The organism is Brachybacterium sp. EE-P12, assembly GCF_003711805.1.
GTDB lineage: Bacteria > Actinomycetota > Actinomycetes > Actinomycetales > Dermabacteraceae > Brachybacterium.
Genome location: NZ_QXCP01000004.1, coordinates 156,192 through 172,653, shown reverse-complemented (window position 1 = coordinate 172,653; position 16,462 = coordinate 156,192). Strand labels below are relative to the sequence as shown.

The 16,462-nt window shown below is 74.0% G+C and carries 10 protein-coding genes; 3 read left to right on the top strand and 7 right to left on the bottom strand.

Going from position 1 to position 16,462, the window contains the following annotated elements:
• Nucleotides 1-17 precede the first annotated feature (17 nt).
• Genes D1648_RS03915 through D1648_RS03905 form a run of 3 tightly spaced genes read left to right on the top strand, consistent with a single transcriptional unit; the run spans nt 18 to nt 6,528 of the window.
• A complete protein-coding gene (locus D1648_RS03915) occupies nt 18-2,672 on the top strand; it encodes a PD-(D/E)XK nuclease family protein (protein ID WP_122939513.1) in 2,655 nt (884 codons plus the stop codon).
• On the top strand, nt 2,669-5,902 hold the full coding sequence (locus D1648_RS03910; protein ID WP_122940213.1) for an exodeoxyribonuclease V subunit beta: 3,234 nt from the start codon (nt 2,669-2,671) through the stop codon (nt 5,900-5,902). Before D1648_RS03915 ends, D1648_RS03910 begins: the two co-directional genes overlap by 4 nt.
• A complete protein-coding gene (locus D1648_RS03905) occupies nt 5,899-6,528 on the top strand; it encodes a nucleoside/nucleotide kinase family protein (protein WP_122939512.1) in 630 nt (209 codons plus the stop codon). Before D1648_RS03910 ends, D1648_RS03905 begins: the two co-directional genes overlap by 4 nt.
• On the opposite strand, the gene D1648_RS03900 is transcribed toward D1648_RS03905, so the two are convergent.
• The 7 genes from D1648_RS03900 to D1648_RS03870 all read right to left on the bottom strand — a co-directional run bounded on the left by D1648_RS03900 (nt 6,515) and on the right by D1648_RS03870 (nt 16,255).
• The gene (locus tag D1648_RS03900; protein ID WP_122939511.1) at nt 6,515-7,015 is read right to left on the bottom strand and encodes an FBP domain-containing protein; all 501 of its coding nucleotides are present in this window, start codon (nt 7,013-7,015) and stop codon (nt 6,515-6,517) included. The genes D1648_RS03905 and D1648_RS03900 overlap by 14 nt on opposite strands.
• A gap of 205 nt (nt 7,016-7,220) precedes the next feature.
• Nucleotides 7,221-8,105 (bottom strand): aldo/keto reductase, encoded by an 885-nt coding sequence (locus tag D1648_RS03895; protein WP_122939510.1) that lies wholly within the window; start codon nt 8,103-8,105, stop codon nt 7,221-7,223.
• Between the two features lie 5 nt (nt 8,106-8,110).
• Nucleotides 8,111-11,572 carry a beta-galactosidase gene (locus D1648_RS03890; RefSeq protein WP_164518577.1) on the bottom strand — a complete coding sequence of 1,154 codons (3,462 nt, stop codon included), beginning with the start codon at nt 11,570-11,572 and terminating at the stop codon, nt 8,111-8,113.
• A 77-nt stretch (nt 11,573-11,649) separates the two neighbouring features.
• Complete coding sequence (locus D1648_RS03885; RefSeq protein WP_122939508.1) at nt 11,650-12,393, bottom strand: SDR family oxidoreductase; 744 nt, start codon at nt 12,391-12,393, stop codon at nt 11,650-11,652.
• Nucleotides 12,390-13,403, bottom strand: coding sequence for a LacI family DNA-binding transcriptional regulator (locus tag D1648_RS03880; RefSeq protein WP_122939507.1), 1,014 nt, complete (start codon nt 13,401-13,403; stop codon nt 12,390-12,392). Before D1648_RS03880 ends, D1648_RS03885 begins: the two co-directional genes overlap by 4 nt.
• Nucleotides 13,404-13,436: 33 nt before the next feature.
• Nucleotides 13,437-15,086, bottom strand: a complete 1,650-nt coding sequence (locus tag D1648_RS03875; protein WP_122939506.1) for a fucose isomerase — start codon at nt 15,084-15,086, stop codon at nt 13,437-13,439.
• Between the two features lie 26 nt (nt 15,087-15,112).
• Nucleotides 15,113-16,255 carry a glycoside hydrolase family 172 protein gene (locus tag D1648_RS03870; RefSeq protein WP_122939505.1) on the bottom strand — a complete coding sequence of 381 codons (1,143 nt, stop codon included), beginning with the start codon at nt 16,253-16,255 and terminating at the stop codon, nt 15,113-15,115.
• Between the last annotated feature and the right edge of the window lie 207 nt (nt 16,256-16,462).

The following is a 16,462-nucleotide window of genomic DNA, read 5'->3' as shown; positions in this document are numbered from 1 at the left end:
CCCCCTACAGTGGCTCCATGCGTATCGAGTTCGGCTGGTCCCTGGACGGCGCGGCCTGGGCCGACGGGGGCGGAGCCTCCGGTGCGGCACGCCTCGGGCCGCGCGGGCTGGTGCAGCTGCTGCAGGGGCGCCTGGGGCTGACGCGCCCTGCGGTCGAGCCGGCGGTGCGCATCGCGCAGTACCTGCGCCTGCTGCAGGAGAATCCCCAGGACTGGCCGGCCCGGTCCTTCGCGGTGGATCCCTGGAGCACGGCCGCGCAGCTGCTGCGCTGGCGCGACGCCGCCGTGGCGACGGGCTGGCGGCCCGCGACGGCGGAGGGCCCCCTGCCGGAGCGGCTCGCGGTGCTGCGGGACCTCGAGCGCGCCGCCGCGGTCGGCGTGACCGGGACGCTCGCCCCCTCCGGCGCCGACGACCTGCGGGAGATCATCGACCTGCTCGAGGAGGTCGCCGGTGCCTGGCCGCTCGGGATCGAGGAGCTCGTGCTCGAGGAGCAGCCGGCGGCGCTGCCCGGGATGTGGCCGCGTCTGCTGGAGCTGCTGGCGGAGGCAGGGGTGCGGCTCGAGGGGCCTGCCCGCGCCGCCGCGGGCTCGCCGGGGCTGACGGTCGTCGAGGCGCTGGACGAGTGGTCCGCCGCCGACGCCGCTGCCCGCTTCCTCGCCGCCGATCCGCAGGTCACCGTGCTCGCCGCCGCGGACACCGACGTGCTGGACCGGGCGCTGCACCGGCGCGGCCTGCCCGCGATCGGTGCCGTCGGCCCCTCCCGCGACCGTGCCCACCACCAGGTGCTGGGCCTGTTCCTCGACGTCGCGACCGCCCCCGTGGACGTCCACCAGCTCGCCGCGCTGCTGGACCTGCGGGTGCTGCCCGGCGCGGGAGCCGAGGCGGAGCCGGTCGGGCTCGTGCCCGCCCTCGCCCGGCGCGAGCTGCTGGGCGCGCTCTCGGTCGAGCCCGGGGTGGGCGGGCCGGCCTGGCAGGCGGCGCTCGCCCGGATCTCCGAGGCCGAGCAGCCGCGCGCCCTCGAGGCGGCCCGCGTGATCGACCGCCTGGTGGCCGCGCCGCTGCCCGCCGACGACCTGCGCCCCGGCGCGATCGCCGAGCGTCTGGACTGGCTCGCGGAGCGGCTGCGCGCCGTCGCCCGCGGGGACGGGGACCTGCTGGCGAGCCTCACCCAGGTGCAGGTGCTGCAGCGCGTGCTGGGCATGCTCGACGCCGCCGAGCCCCTCGCCCGCCGCACCCTGCAGCAGATCATCGACAGCTGCGGCGGCGCCGGCCCCTCGCCCCGGGCGGTGCGGGAGGTGTCCCCGTGGCAGGTCACCACCTCCCCCGCGCAGGTGCGCTCCGGCACGGTGCTGTGGTGGGGGCCGTCCTCCGACCGGGCGCGCCCCGCGCAGCGCTGGGATGCGGCCGAGACCGCCGCCCTCGAGGCCGGCGGCGGCCGCGTCATGACCCCCACGCAGCTCGCCTCCCTCGAGGTCGACGCCGCGCTGCGGGGCCTGCGCCGCGCCGGAGCGGTCGTCGCCGTGCTGCCCGGGCGCCGACTCGAGGAGGTCCCCGGTCCGAGCGGTCTGCTCGCCCACCTCGGCGCGGGCACGCGGCTGCGACCCGAGGAGCTGATCGAGGACGGGAGATGGAGCCTCGCCGGGAGGACCCTCGAGGTCGCAGCGCCGCCGCTCGCCCCGGAGCCGGAGAAGCCGCCGCTCGAGCACCGGATCGCCCCGGCCCCGCACCTGCTGCCGCGCAGGCTCTCCTACACGCAGATCGCCGCGCTGCTCGCCTGCCCCCACCAGTGGGCGCTGCAGCACGCGCTGGACGTGCGGCCCGCCGAGGTCGCCGTGCTGCCGACGGGCGCCCGCATGATCGGCACCCTCGTCCACGCCGTCGTCGAGACCCTCGTGCACGAGCGCTCCGGCGCCACCGCCCCGACCGACGACGAGATCGAGGCGGTGCTGGACCGGCTCGTGCCCCAGCTCGCCTCCGAGCTGGACCTGCCCGGCCGCGCCGCCGCCCGGGAGGACGTGCGCGACCGGGCCGTGCGCTCCGTCAGCGCCCTCTTCTCGGGCGTCACGCAGGCAGGGCTGCGGATCACCGGCACCGAGACCCGCTTCGAGCTGCCTCTGGCCCTCCCCCTCACGGGCGGCGAGCGCACCGTCCCGTTCGTGGGCAGCCGCGACCTGGACGCCGTCGGCCCCGACGGACGCCGCACCGTGCTGGACCTGAAATGGTCCCGCAGCCGCACCCGCTACGGCGACCTCTTCGACACCTCCGAGGCGATCCAGCTGGCCTCCTACGCCTGGACCCTCGCGCAGGAGCATCCGGGCGAGGAGCCCGCCGACGTCGGCTACTTCCTGCTGCGCAGCGGCGAGTTCGTCTCCGCCGACCCGGAGCTGGACCCCCACGGCCGCGCGCCGATGGACACCGGCGAGGCGTGGCGGCGCATGCTCGCCGCGGTCACCGCGAGGCTCGACGAGGTCGCCGCGGGACGGATCCGCTGCGGCTGCCGCGAGCTCCAGGAGCGCACCGGCCTGGACGCCACTGCCACCTGGTCGAAGCGGTCCACCGCGCTCGCGAAGGCGCGCGCGGCCGAGCGGGAGGCCGGCTCTCTGCTGGTGGAGGACCACTGCGGCCTCGGGGACCATGCCGTGCTGTGCGGGACGACGGGAGCACTCCGATGACGCAGACCTTCACCCTCATCAACGCCTCGGCGGGCTCGGGCAAGACGCACACGCTCACCCATCAGATCGCCGAGCGGATCGCGCAGGGCCTCGACCCCTCGCAGCTGATCGCGACGACCTTCACCACCAAAGCCGCCGCCGAGCTGCGCGACCGGGTGCGCCGCACCCTGCTCGAGCGCGGCCAGGTCGACGCCGCCCGCGGCGTGGACAGCGCCCTGATCAGCACCGTCAACTCGGTCTCCGGGGAGCTGCTGCGCGAGTTCGCGCTCGACGCCGGCATCTCCCCCGACGTGCAGGTGCTCGACGAGGACCGGCAGAGGGCCGCCTTCCGCGCCGCGATCGACGAGACCGCCGCACAGGCCGGGGCGCGGGCGGCCGGGCTGCTCGCCCGCACCGAGCACGACGGCGAGGAGGAACCGGAGGTGCCCTGGGCCGCCTCCCCGTCGTGGCGCGCGCATGTGCGGGACCTGGCCGGCCGGGCCCGCACCAACCTGATCGGCGCCGCCGCGCTGCGGGAGGCGGCCGAGCGCTCCTTCGAGGAGTACCGCGAGGCGGCGCTGCCGGAGGCCGAGGCGGCCGATCGGCGCCCGGCCTGGCGCTCCGGGATCGCCGAGGCGGTGCGCGGGCTGCGGGCGCTGGAGCTCCCGGAGCGGACGGCGAGGACGGTGGACAAGCACCTGCTGACCCTCGAGCGCCTGCTGCGGGACGTGGCCGAGCCGGAGAGGGCGCCGTGGAGCGCCTGGGCGAAGATCGCCGCGGTCGCCGAGGCGAAGGCCGTCGACCCCGGCGCGAAGGGCTACGCCTTCAGCAAGGACGTCGACCTCGCCCTGGCCGGGGTCGCCACCACGATCGCGGAGGAGCTGCCCGCGAACCCCGCGCTGCACGAGGACCTCCGCTCCCTCATCGCGCTCGTGATGGGCACCGCCGCGGACTCCCTCGAGGCGTACCAGCGCTACAAGGACGAGCTGGGGCTGATCGACTTCATCGACCAGGAGGTGCGGACCCTCGAGCTGGTGCGCACCAGCGAGCGGGCCCGCGAGGTGATCCGCACCCGCTTCCGCCTGCTCGCCGTCGACGAGTTCCAGGACACCTCCCCCGTGCAGCTCGCGCTGTTCCTCGAGCTGTCGCAGCTGATCGACGCCAAGATCTGGGTGGGCGACCCGAAGCAGGCGATCTACGGCTTCCGCGACGCGGACCCCTCCCTCATGCTCGGCATCATCGAGCGGATCGAGCAGGGCACGGCCGGCCTCGGCGACGCCGAGGTGCTGGACCTGCGCCACTCCTGGCGCTCCCAGGAGCCGGTCCTCGACCTCGTCGGCGCGGTGTTCCCGCAGGTCTTCCCCGAGCTGCCGCGCGAGCGGGTGGTCACCACCGCCGCGCCGGAGGCGGTCGCCGCGCGGGAGGCGGCCGGACGGAAAGCGGGCCGACTCGAGGCGTGGGTGCCCGAGGTGCCGAAGCGGCTCACCTACCCCCAGCACGCGACCGCGGTCGCCGACGGGGTGCTCGCCCTGCTGCGCGAGGAGGGCACAGGGCCCGCCGACATCGCCGTGCTGGTGCGCTCGAACCGTCGGGCGCAGGAGGTGATCGACGCGCTCACCGCGCGCGGCGTCCCCGCCTCCGGCGAGGGCACCGCGATCCTCGCCTCCCGCGAGGGGCGCCTGGTGCGGGCCGCGCTCGCGGTCACCCTCGACCTCTCCGACACGCTCGCGCTCACCGAGCTGGTGGACCTGCTGCCCGACCATGCCGCGCACGGGACGTGGTTCGCGGACCTCGCCGCGCAGGAGGACCGCATGGCGCGCCGGGAGCTGTTCGCGCAGTGGTGGCGGGACCCGGTGCTCGCCGGCCTGCGGGCGCTGCGGGAGGAGTGCATCTCCCTGTCCCCCGTCGAGATGATCACCGCGCTCGTGGACGCGCTGGACCTGCCCGAGCGGATCCGCGCCTGGCCCGCGCCCGAGAAGCGCCTGCGCACGCTCGACGCGCTGCGCGCCGTCGCCGCGCAGTACGCGGACCGGGCCCGGGCCGACTCCGCCCCGATCACCCTGACCGGGCTGCGGATCGAGCTGGACGCGGTGGACCGCGGCCCGGACCTCACCGGCACCCCGGACACGGTGTGGGTGGGCACGATCCACGCCGCGAAGGGGCTCGAGTGGTCGCAGGTGGTCGTGATGCTCGACCACGACCCGACCGAGCGCCCCCAGACCTCCGGCGCGTTCGTGCTGCCCGCCCCGCAGCTGGACGTGGCCGCACCGCTCGCGGGCCGCGCCCCGCGCTACTGGCCCGCAGTGCTGCCGCGCCTCGCCGCGCTGCAGGACGCCCTCGCCGCCTCCGCCCATGCGCAGCGGCGCACCGCCCGGGAGCGGCAGGAGTCCGGGCGGCTGCAGTACGTCGCCTTCACCCGCGCGGCCGACGTCACCGTGCTCAGCGGCGACGGCTCGGCGCCCGTGCTCGACGCGCTCGTGCCCGCCGCCCGGGAGGACTCCCCGCCGCTGCTGACCTGGTCCGCGGGCGGGGCGGGCATCGCCGTGCGCGGCGGAGGTCTGCTGCCCGCCGTGGTGCGCACCCCGGCCGGGGTGCTCGAGGAGGGGGCGCCGCGCTTCGACGCCCGGCGCAGCCCGCTCGCGGCGAGCGACCTCGTCGGCGACCGACCGGATCCGCAGCGGCTCCGGGCGCGGTTCCAGGCCTCCGGCGTCGGCGCCGAGGACGTGGCCGGCACGGTCGGGACGCCGCGGACGATCGGGCGACGGCTCGTGCCCGGCGGAGGCCCGCAGTGGGAGCGGGTGGGCGAGGCGGTGCACGCCTATCTCGCGCTGCCTCCGCTCGGCGAGGCGCAGCGGGAGGCGGCCGCGGCCCGGCTCGTCGAGCGCTGGGCGGTCTCCCGCGCGGTCGAGCCGTCGGTGCTGCGCGAGGCCGGGCAGGCATGGGCCGGGTTCCTCGCCGCCGAGTTCCCCGGCGCCGAGGAGCTCACCGAGCAGCCGATCAGCTGGTGGAACGAGGACGACCAGGTGATGGAGGGCTGGATCGACACGCTGCTGCGCCTGCCGGACGGGCAGGTGGTGCTCGTGGACCACAAGACCTATCCGGGGGAGCATCCGGTCGAGCATGTGCGGGAGAAGTACCTGGGACAGATGGCGACCTATGCGCGGGCGCTGACGGCGGCGGGCCTCGCGCCCTCGCGGATCCTGATCCATCTGCCGCTGCGCGGCGAGGTGGTCGAGGTGGAGCTCGCGTGAACGCTGTCCAGGACGCGCGAGCCCTGCTGGACGAGGCGCTGCGCAGCGGGAGCCGCCGCCTGCTGGGCATCGCCGGGGCGCCCGGGGCGGGGAAGTCCACCCTCGCCGCGCGGCTCGTCCGTCAGCTCGGCGAGCAGGCGGTGCTGGTGCCGATGGACGGCTTCCACCTGGCCGATGCGGCGCTCGAGCGGCTGGGCCGGCTCGGGCGCAAGGGCGCGCCGGACACCTTCGACGCCGGCGGCTACGCGGCGCTGCTGCAGCGGCTGCGCACCGCCCGGCCGCAGGATGCGCCGGTGTGGGCGCCGATGTTCGACCGGGAGCTCGAGCAGCCGCTCGCCGGCGCGATCGAGGTGGGCGCCGAGGTGCCGCTGGTGATCACCGAGGGGAACTACCTGCTGCTCGAGGACGGACCGTTCGCGCAGGTCCGCGCCATGCTGGACGCCTGCTGGTTCGTCGAGGTGCCCGAAGGGCTGCGGATCGAGCGGCTCATCGCCCGGCACGAGCGCTTCGGGAAGTCCCCGCAGGCGGCGAGGGAGTGGGCGCTCGGCCCCGATGAGGCCAACGCCCGCCTGGTCGCCGGGACCCGCGACCGGGCGGACGTCGTGGTGGACCTCAGCTGCGGCTGAGCACGCTGCGCACGAACGCCGTGGAGCGCTCGCGCAGGCCCTCGATCTTCTGCTCGCGGTGGTAGGCGAGCAGGGCCGGGTCCTCCGAGCGGATCTCGAAGGAGCTCGGCTCCCGGCGCACGTTGCGCGAGCAGCGGAAGTCGGCGCAGATCGCGGTGCCGACGGTGTTCCCGCGGCGGCCGGAGGCACCGGCGAGCGGGGCGACGAAGCTCGCCGCGTGCACGCCGTCGACGATGTCCTCGCACCACGCGCACAGCAGCTTCTTCGCCGGCGGGTTCTCGGGGCCGCGCAGCAGCAGCGCGGCCACCTGCCCGTCGAGCTCGAGGGCGATGTAGTGGTTCCGCGGCTTCTTCGCGTCCTGCCAGCCGAGATAGTCGAGACGGGTGAAGTCGATCTGGTCGAGGTCGGGGAGCATCGCGCGCTTCGCTTCACCCTTGGAGGCGTTGACGAAGGCGTCGCGGAGCTGGGACTCGGTGAGTGTGTTCATGGGGGTGTCCTGTGACGGGCATGCGGGCACGGCCCGGAGCGGGCTGCGGCATGCGGTGATCGGAGAGGAGGGCGCGAGGGGTCACGCCGAGCAGGCCCGGTGGGCCGCCCCGCTTCCTGCACGGCTGCTGCGCATGCTCATCTCCTGGATCGTCGTGGACGTGGCCACGCTACGCCCGCTCCGCGCGGCGGGCAACGGGACCCGGCTACGCGATGATCCGGTCGAGCTCGGCCCGCTCCTCGTCGCTCAGCGCCAGGGTCATCGCACGGGCGGAGTCGGTGATCGACTCGGGCCGGCTCGCGCCGGGGATCGGGATGACGTGCTCGCCGAGCCCGATCTCCCAGGCCAGGACCACCTGCTGCGGGCTCGCGTCGTGCGCCTCGGCGATCCGCGCGATCTGCGGGAAACGCTCCCCCACCGCGGCCGCGCCGCCGCCCGTGCCGCCCAGCGGCGACCAGGGCACGAAGGCGATGCCGTGCTCGCCGCAGTGCTCGAGCTCACGGCGGCTGGTGTGGAAGAAGCTCGGGGAGAACTCGTTCTGCACCGCGGCGAGACCGCCGTCGCCGAGCACCTCGCGGGCCACGTCGATCTCCTCGATGTTCGCGTTCGAGATGCCGATCTCGCGGATCAGCCCCTCCTGCTGGAACGCGGCGAGGGTCTCGACCGCCTCGGCATAGCGGATGCTGCGGTCCGGGCGGTGCCAGTAGTACAGGTCCACCGAGTCCGTGCCGAGCGCGGCGAGCGACGTCTCCAGGGCGCGGCGCAGGTAGGCGGGCGAGCCGTCTCGGCCGCCGCCCTCCGCGGAGCGGGTGATCCCGCCCTTGGTCGCGACCGTGATCGCCGTGCGGTCGCCGCCCCAGCTGCGCAGCGCCTCGCCGACGAGCTTTTCGTTGTGGCCCATCGTGTCCCAGCTGGGGGCGTAGATGTCGGCCGTGTCGAGCAGCGTGATGCCGGCGTCGAGCGCGGCGTGGATCGTGGCTATGGCGCGCTCGGGCGGGGCGGGCTCGCCGCGTCCCATGGAGAGGGGCATGGCGCCGAGGCCGAGGGCGGAGACGGTCAGGGAGCCGAGGCGGCGGGTGGGTGCGCTCATGTCTGTCAGCGTATGCCTGCCGCGCCGGTGCGGGTGAAGGCCTTGACCAGCTCGATCGACTCGGGACCGGCCCCGGCCTCCTTCGCCGCGATCCAGACGGCGAGGGTGTTCTCTCCGCGCGGCTCGAGGAACCCTGCGGGGATCGTGAACTCGCTCTGCGGGCCGATGTCCCCGATGTAGATCCCGGTGCTCCAGCCGTTGACGTAGAGCACCGCCTGGCAGGCGTCGGTGCGGCCGTCCTCGAAGCGGGACGAGCGCAGGGCGAGCCGCCATCCGACGTCGACCCCGTCGGGGGTCTCGAGGGTGAAGCGAGCGCGGTACCAGCGCACGCCAGGGGCGTCGGCGACGAGCGTGTCGGTCTCCTCCCAGTCCGAGTCGTCATGGTCCGGGAGGTGCCAGCCCTCGCGCTCCCCGTGGAGGCCGCCGGTGTTGTAGAGGGTGCGCTCGGGATCGGGCGCTCCGGCGCCCTGGATCCGCCAGATGATCTCGTCCTCGGCGGGCAGGACCGCGTCGAACAGGCCGCGGTTCTGCTTGGACAGACCGTCGTCGCTCCAGTCGAGGTTCTGGCCCAGGGTGTGCACGAGCACGGCGAGCACCGTCTCCTCGCCGGGGGCGGCGACGTCGTCCGGGAGGGTGAGGGTCTGGTCCTCGCCGTTCGCGGGCGCGGCGCCGACATAGATGCCGTCGGCCCAGACCTGCAGGAAGGCGGGAGCCCTGCCCTGAGGCGGCTGGCCGGTGCCGCCGTTGCCGCGCAGCACGAGCTCGCGGCTCTCCGCGGCGGTGAAGCGGGCGCGGTACCAGATCGAGCCCTCGTGGAATCCGTAGTGGTTGCAGTCCAGCACCGCTCCGCCGCGGCCGGGGCCCTGGTAGCGGGTGCTGCCCTCGGTGGAATCGGCCTGCCGCCAGGCGGAGTCGTCATAGCCCGCCTCGGCCTCGGGCGCCTCCTCCTCCGTGCGGAAGTGCAGGTCGGGGACGGGAACAGGGGCCGGGGCGGGGAGGATCACCTCGGCGATCCCGTCGTGTGCGGGATGGGAGCGTCCGTTCACGCGCACCTGTCGGATCCGCTCGGGCACGTCGATCCGGACCTCGGCCCGCTCGCTCGTGCCCAGGACCAGCTCGGCGTGGGCGCGCTCCAGGTGTGCGGAGCGCGCGAGCTCGGCGCCCTCGACGACGAGGTGCTCGTCGTCGCCGGTGGGGAGGATCCAGGTGGTCGCAGCGGCGGAGCGGCCGAGGACGCGCAGGGCGAGGAGGCTCTCCTCTCCCGCGCCCGCCGAGGTGAGCGGGGTGCCGGTGATGTCGACCTGCTGCGGCGCGTCGCCGGGGCGGAGGTTCAGGCGCAGCTGGCCGGTGGCCTCGTCCCAGCTGGTGGAGACCTCCGGCGGGGCGTCGATCACGGGCTCGGCGGCGTAGCGGAGCACGAGCTCGGCGGGGTCGCCCTCGTGGCCGATGAGGTGCTGGAGGCGGCCTTCGCGGCGCGGCAGCGTCGGACCGAAGGGAGCGAGGGTCGAGTAGAGCAGGCCGTGCCCGCCGATCACCGTGTCGGCGACGAGGGTGAGGGCGTCGCGGCCGTGCAGGTGCAGGAACTCCCCCTCCTGCTGGGGAACGCGGGCCCAGCCGGTGACGCCCTCGGGGATCTCGACGTCGCCGTCCCCGTCGCCCGCGGGGAGATCGAAGGCGTCGAGGGTGATGACCGTGCCGGTGCCGCCCTCGGCGCTCTCGCCGGTCGCCTCGAGGGTGATCGTGTGCTCGCCGTCGGCGAGATCGCGCACGCGATGGGAGACGACCTGGGAGGGCTTGTTCTGCTCGGTGTCGACGTGGCTGGTGAAGGTGCCGTGCTCGGCGCCGTCGACGAGCACGCGGGTCACGCCGTGGTCGGTGCCGGTCGCGGTGATGACGTCCACCGCGGTGCCGGTGAAGGTCCAGGTGGCGCGGGCCCCGGCGGTCGCGGTGCGGGTGAGGGTGCCGCCGGCGGCGGTCGCGTCCTCGACCTGCTCCCACTCGCCCTCGTAGGTGATCGCCTCGTCGCGGTCGTCGGCCGTCGGGCCCTGCTCCTCGACGTCCTCGGGGTCGCCCAGGACGATCGCGGCGGTGAAGCGGGTGTCGGTCTCGTCATTGGAGTCGGCGAGACGGAAGGCGAGCAGGCGCGGGGCGCCGTCGTCGGTCGCGGAGGCCTCCCCGTCGGTGGAGATCCGCTGATAGGCGGTGACCGAACCGCCGGTGTGCTCGCCGACGACGGGAGCGGCGATCGGGGTCATCGACGCGATCTGGGGCAGGGCCTGCTGGAGGGCGCCGAGCTCCTTCTGGACGGCGAGCTTCTCGGTGAGGCCGCGGTCCTCGGTGATCGCGGCGCCGTAGTCGTAGCTGGTGAAGCCCGAGGACGGGGAGCCGGTGAAGCCCCAATTCGTGCCCCCGAAGGCCATGTAGTAGTTGAAGGCCGTGACGCCGTTGCCGAGGTTCCGCACACCCCACTGGCGGGTGAAGGCCGGGTCGGTGAACTCGTACGCCTTCGCGGCGTCGAACTGCGCACCCCAGGGCGTGAACGCTCCGCCCTGCGACTCGGTGATGAACTGCGGCGAGTCGGGGCTGATCGTGCGGTACTGCTGCTCGGACTCGCCGATCACGGCGCGCGGCCCGGCGGCGTCGAAGCCCAGCGGGTAATGGTCGTAGGCGTAGAAGTCGAGATGGTGCGCGTCGGCGTCGGCGAAGCGACCGCCGAGCCCGTAGTCGTTGTGGAACAGCGGGACGGTGATGCCGGTGGAGCGCACATGGTCGGCGAGGGTGCGCAGGAACTCCGAGCGGGCCGGGTCCTCGGCGATCAGCTCGTTCTCCACCTGGTACATGAGCACGCTGCCCCCGCCGTCGGTGACCTGGTGCGCGGCGATGATCTCTCCCACCGCGCTCAGCCAGGCCTTCGAGTCGGCGAGGTTCTGCGGATCCGTGGTGCGCAGACCGGCCTCGCGGTTGGTCATGTAGGCGGGAAGACCGCCCATGGAGATCTCTGCGTTCACGTACGGTCCGGGGCGCGCGATGACGTACAGCCCCTCCTCCGCCGCCATCGTCAGCAGCAGGTCCAGGTCGCGGATGCCGCTGAAGTCGAAGGCCCCGCCGGGCTCGGACTGGTGCAGGCCCCAGAAGAAGTAGAAGGAGACGGCGTTGAAGCCGGAGGCGCGCAGCAGCTGCAGCAGCTCCCGCCACTGCGCCGGGGCGGGGACGCGCCAGTGGTGGATCTCGCCGGAGAAGATCAGGATCCGCTCCCCGTCGACGAAGAACGAGCGATCGTCCCAGGTGACGGCGTGGGGGCGCGAGTCGTTGCCGGGGAACGTCGCCGCCGGCGGCGTCGACGGGGAGGCCGCGGCGCGCGTCGGCAGGGCGGTCGCGGCCGCGAGCGCACCGGTCACCCCGGCGCCGAGCTGGAGGAAGGTCTTGCGGGACAGGCCGGCGGGGTCGTCGGATCGGGTCGACGTCATGGAGGGGCTCCTCATCGAGCTCGGGGAGCCTCCGACGCTAGCAGGATGTCAACCGCTTCACGCCGGAAGGGCGTCGCTCAGCGTGGCGCCTCGGCGAGCCACTCGTCGAAGCTCGGGCCCGCCCGGCGCGCCTCGGGCGGGGGCAGCATGCCGCCCGCTGCCATGGAGGGGCTGGGCGGGACGCCGACGACCTCGCGCCGGTCGCCGCGGGCGGCGAGGAGGCGTCGAGCCTGGTCGAGGGTGCGCTCGGGGCGCGGTCCCGCGATATGCACGAGCGGGTCGGGGTCGGCGGCGAGCGCCTGGGCGATGAGGAGCGCGGCGACCGCGCGGGTGTCGACGCTCTGGCTGGGGGCGTCCATGACCTCGACGTGGTCGCCGACCTCCCGCAGCTGCTGGCCGACGAAGTCGTGGAACTGGGCGGCGCGCACCAGCACCGGGCCGGGGCAGCGGGCGCGCACGGCCTGCTCGTGGGCGCGCTGGGCTCGGTAGAAGCCATAGTCCTGCATGTCGTCGATGCCGACGATCGAGATCGCGACGGTGCGGGTGATCCCGGCGGCGCGGGCATGCTCGCCGAGGCTCCGGGCGGCCAGCTCGAACCAGTCGGCGGCCGAGTCGTCCAGATGCGGGGGCTTGAGGCAGTCGATGAGCGCATCGGCGCCGGCGAGCGCCGCGTCGAGCCCCTCGCCGCTGAGGACGTCCATGCCGAGGGAGCGGGAGATCTCGCGGACCTCGTGTCCTCCCGCGCGGGCGGCGTCGACGACCGCGCGGCCCAGCGTGCCCGTTGCCCCGGCGATCGCGATGATCGGCTGCGCGGTGCTCATCCGTCCTCCTCCCGGCCTCGCGGCCGTGTCGAGTCGCGTTCGATGATCTTCGAGCGCAGCAGTGTGGTCGAGGGCTCCTCGTCGGGGTCGGCGATCCGCTGGCCGAGCATCCGTGCGGCGGCGCGGGAGGTGGCGCGCACCGGCTGGTGGACGACGGAGACCGAGGGGGTGACCAAGCGGGTCCAGAGGTCGTCGTCGGTCGCGAACAGCGCGGGGACCTGCGCCCGGCCGCGCAGCGCCTCGAAGGCGCCCGCGGACATTCGGTTGTTGGTGACGTAGAGGCAGTCGGCGATCCCGTCGGCCAGCAGCTGCTCCGTCGCCACGCGACCGGACTCCACGTGCAGGTCGCCGCGCAGCAGCGCCTCGGGACCGACCTCCACGCCGCGCTCCCGCCAGGTGGCGAGGAAGCCCGTGGCGCGGTCCTCGGTGGTGCGCAGCGTCGGGGGGCCCGCGATCACGGCGGGGGCGCGGAAGCCCCGCTCGTGCAGGTGGCGGGCAGCCTGCCGGCCCGCGTCGAGGTTGTCGGTGGCGACCACGTCGGTCGCGGCGCCGTCGACCGCGCGATCCACCAGCACGACGGGGATTCCCGCATCGATCAGGGGGGCGAGGTCGGTGCGCGCGGAATCCACCGGCACGAGCAGCACGCCGGAGACTCGCCGGCCCAGGAGCTGGCGGAAGCACTCGCGCTCGAGGCCGAGGTCGTCCTCGGTGTGGGCGACAGTGACGGTGTGGTTCTGCGTGCGCGCGATCCGCTCCACCTCGGAGATGATCTGCATGAAGTAGGGGTTCTCCGAGTCGGGGGCGACCACGGCGATCTGCGAGGCCCCGCCGCGCCGCAGCGAGCGGCCGAGCGCATCCGGGACGTAGCCGGTGTCCTGGACCGCGGCCTGGACCCGCCGGCTGAGCTCCTTGTCGACCGTGGTCGCCCCGTTGATCACGCGGGAGACCGTGGCCGAGGAGACGCCTGCGGCGCGCGCGACGTCCAGGATGGTGGTGCGACGCGACGCCATGGGCAGCTCCTCGGTCCGTTCTTCCGCCGCCCCTCAGGCGCCGACGATCCTCGCCTCGCCGCACAGGTGCACCCGCACCCCGAGCCGCTCGAAGAGAGCGGCCTTCGCGGTCAGCGCACGGTCGGCGGCATCGGCGTCGTCAGCGTAGACGAGCTGGGCGTGGTTGGCCTTGTGCCTGCCCATGAACTGGTCGCGGCTCACGCCGTGCAGCACCACGTGCGCGATCGGCCACTCGGGGTTCGTCGCCTCCTTGCGCCGGCGGGTCTCCTCCTCGGGCAGCTCGACCACGCTGCCGCGACCGAGGTCGACGTGCAGCACCCCCTCCTGCACGTACACGCGCGACCACACGATCTCCCCCGGCTTGGAGACGCCGTTGATGGTGGAGCCGCCGGCGGGGAAGAACTCCGGGCCCTGGCGCCAGCCCTCCGCGTCGGCGTAGCCGTTCGGGAGATGGCTGGGCGGGACGGAGCCGGAGATCTCGTAGACCCACACGTACTGCCCGTCGAACTCCTCGCCCCAGCGCACGTCGTGCAGGGTGGTGGCGGGATCCATGCCCATCGCGGTCCAGATCCGATTGGTGACCAGCGCGTCGACGGCGACGCCCTCGTCGACCTCGTTGAAGTTCGGCAGCGCCTTCCCCTCCCACAGCACGCGGGAGCCGTCGCGGGAGGTGACCGGGGGGCGCTGGACGTTGTTCAGCAGGCCCTCGACGAGGTCGGAGGCGGGGCAGACGTCCTTCATCCCCTGCTGGTACTGGATCCCGACGGCGTCCAGGCCGAAGTCGTCGCTGATGCGCAGCGCGGCGATGTACATCTTGTGCTGCCAGCGCAGCTGGTCCTCGGTGAGCTCGGTGGCCTCGTCGGTGCCGAGGCGGAAGGTCATCCCCGCCTCGCGCAGCCAGGACCCGATGGCGTCGGCCTCCTCGTCGGGGACCGTCTGCATCTCCGCCCAGAGCGCGGACTGGGACAGGCGCTCCTTGTAGATGCCCAGGGGGTTCAGCATCTCGTCGTCGATGATCGCGTTGTACATGCCCATGCAGCCCTCGTCGAAGATGCCGATGATGGCCTTGTCGCGCTGGAGCTGCTCGGCGAGCGCCCGCCCCAGCTCGACCTCGGGGGTCGTGGGCAGGGAGGGCAGGGGCCGGACGTGGGAGGCGTCGTGCTCGATCGTGCCGGTCTCCAGCCAGGTCGCGATCCCTTCGCGGAACCAGGCGTCGGTGCCGTCGACCGTCCACAGGCTCGAGTAGTCCCGGCCCATCTTCGTCAGCCCTCCGTTGAGGTTCAGCAGGCCGACGAGTCCCGGCCACTCGGGGGCGAAGTTCGCGACCGTGAGGATCGGGCCGCGGTGGGTGCGGAGCCCGGCCAGGACGTGGTGGCTGTACTGCCAGTTCGCGGTCGCGACGATCAGCGGTGCCTCCGGCGGGATGTCCTTGAACACCTCGATGCCCATGCGCTGGGAGCGGATGAATCCGTGGCCGAGAGCGGGGTCCGGTGCGAAGCCGCGCTGCACGGACCAGCCGGCCGCCTCGACGGCCTCGCCGACGATCCGCTCGAGCTCCTGCTGGAAGGGCCAGGCGGGCACGTTCGCGCTCTCGCGCAGATCGCCGCTGGGGATGAGAATCGCGGTGCGCTCCGGGGCCGGTGCGGGCTCGCGCAGCTCAGGCAGCTGATAAGTGATGGTCATGGGGCTCTCCCTCTCGGTGGGGCGGGTCAGGGACGGGCGGGGCCGGCAGGGCTGTGCGGGCCGGGGCCGTCGCCGAGGTGGATCTCCATCGCGTCGAAGGTCGGGGCGGGCGGCCGCGCGGCGGTGGGGCGGTCGAGATAGAACAGCGCCGTGGAGGCGATGTCGTCGCGCAGCGGCAGATAGCGCCCGGCGCTCTTCCAGCCGAGCGCCTGGATGTCGACGCGGGGCAGGCCGGCGGTGAAGTGGATCGGGTCCGCGACGTGCCAGCGGTACATGCCGAAGCGCTGCTGGGAGAGGTAGAGCCCGTCCGGTCTCAGCACCTGCGGCATGCCCAGGTAGGGGGTGGAGAAGGCGGTGTAGCCCTGGCCGGGCACGTCGAAGTTCCAGGCGCCGCCGAAGTAGTCCTCGGTGCCGGTGCCGCAGATCGTGGGGAAGCCGGCGGCGGGGTCGTCATCATCGAGGTAGAACTTGATCTCGCCCTCGCCCCACCAGCCGTTGGAGTTCACGCCCCAGGCGATGTAGGTGCCGACGTACTGGCCCTGCCCCTCGACGCCCTCGAGGAGCACGTGGGGCGTGGCCTCGTCCAGCGGGTTCGAGCGCCGCCACTGGGCGTGGAAGTAGGCGTCCTCGCTGTGGTCGCCGCCGAGCTCGTAGGTGACCTGGTAGTAGACGCGCGCGTCGGCGTCGGAGGTGTTCTCCAGCGTGAGCCGGGCCCCCTCGCGGAAGGGCATCGGCCAGTAGGAGTTGAAGCCGCCGTGCGGGTTCGCGGCGATCATCTGCGAGTCGACCTGCGCGAACACGCCCCAGCCGCTCGCGAAGAAGTCGCCGTAGGGCACCTCGACCGCGGGCTCCTCCGCGCCGTCCCAGTAGGCGCGCAGCACCAGGCGGCGCCAGTGGTCGGTGTGGGTGGTGATCCACAGGTGGGTGATCACGCCCGCGGAGTCGATGTCGGCGAGGGTGAAGGTCTCCCCCGCCTTCACGTCCACGCTCGGGGAGACCTTCCAGCCCTGGCCGAGGTCGCGCGCCTCGCGGGCGCCGGTCCCCTCGGTGGCGCGGCCGCCCCCGCCGGGGCTGCCGTCGAAGTTCTCGGGGCTGATCGAGCGGGTGCGGACGGGGCGGAGCGCGGCGAGGCCGGCATGGGCGCGGGACGGCTGGGCGGGACGGGTCACGGGGCACTCCCTGGAGGATCGACGATGATCAGGAAACGTTTACCGGCACCCTAGAGGGGCAGCCCGCATGCGTCAACGCCTTGCTCGAAAGCGGGATGACATGGACAGACACCTGCGTATCGCAGGATGCGCAGCCCTGGCGTCAACACGGCACGATGGCGGCACCCGTTGACGATCCCCCTGCGGGAGCCGTACCGTCGATAAAAC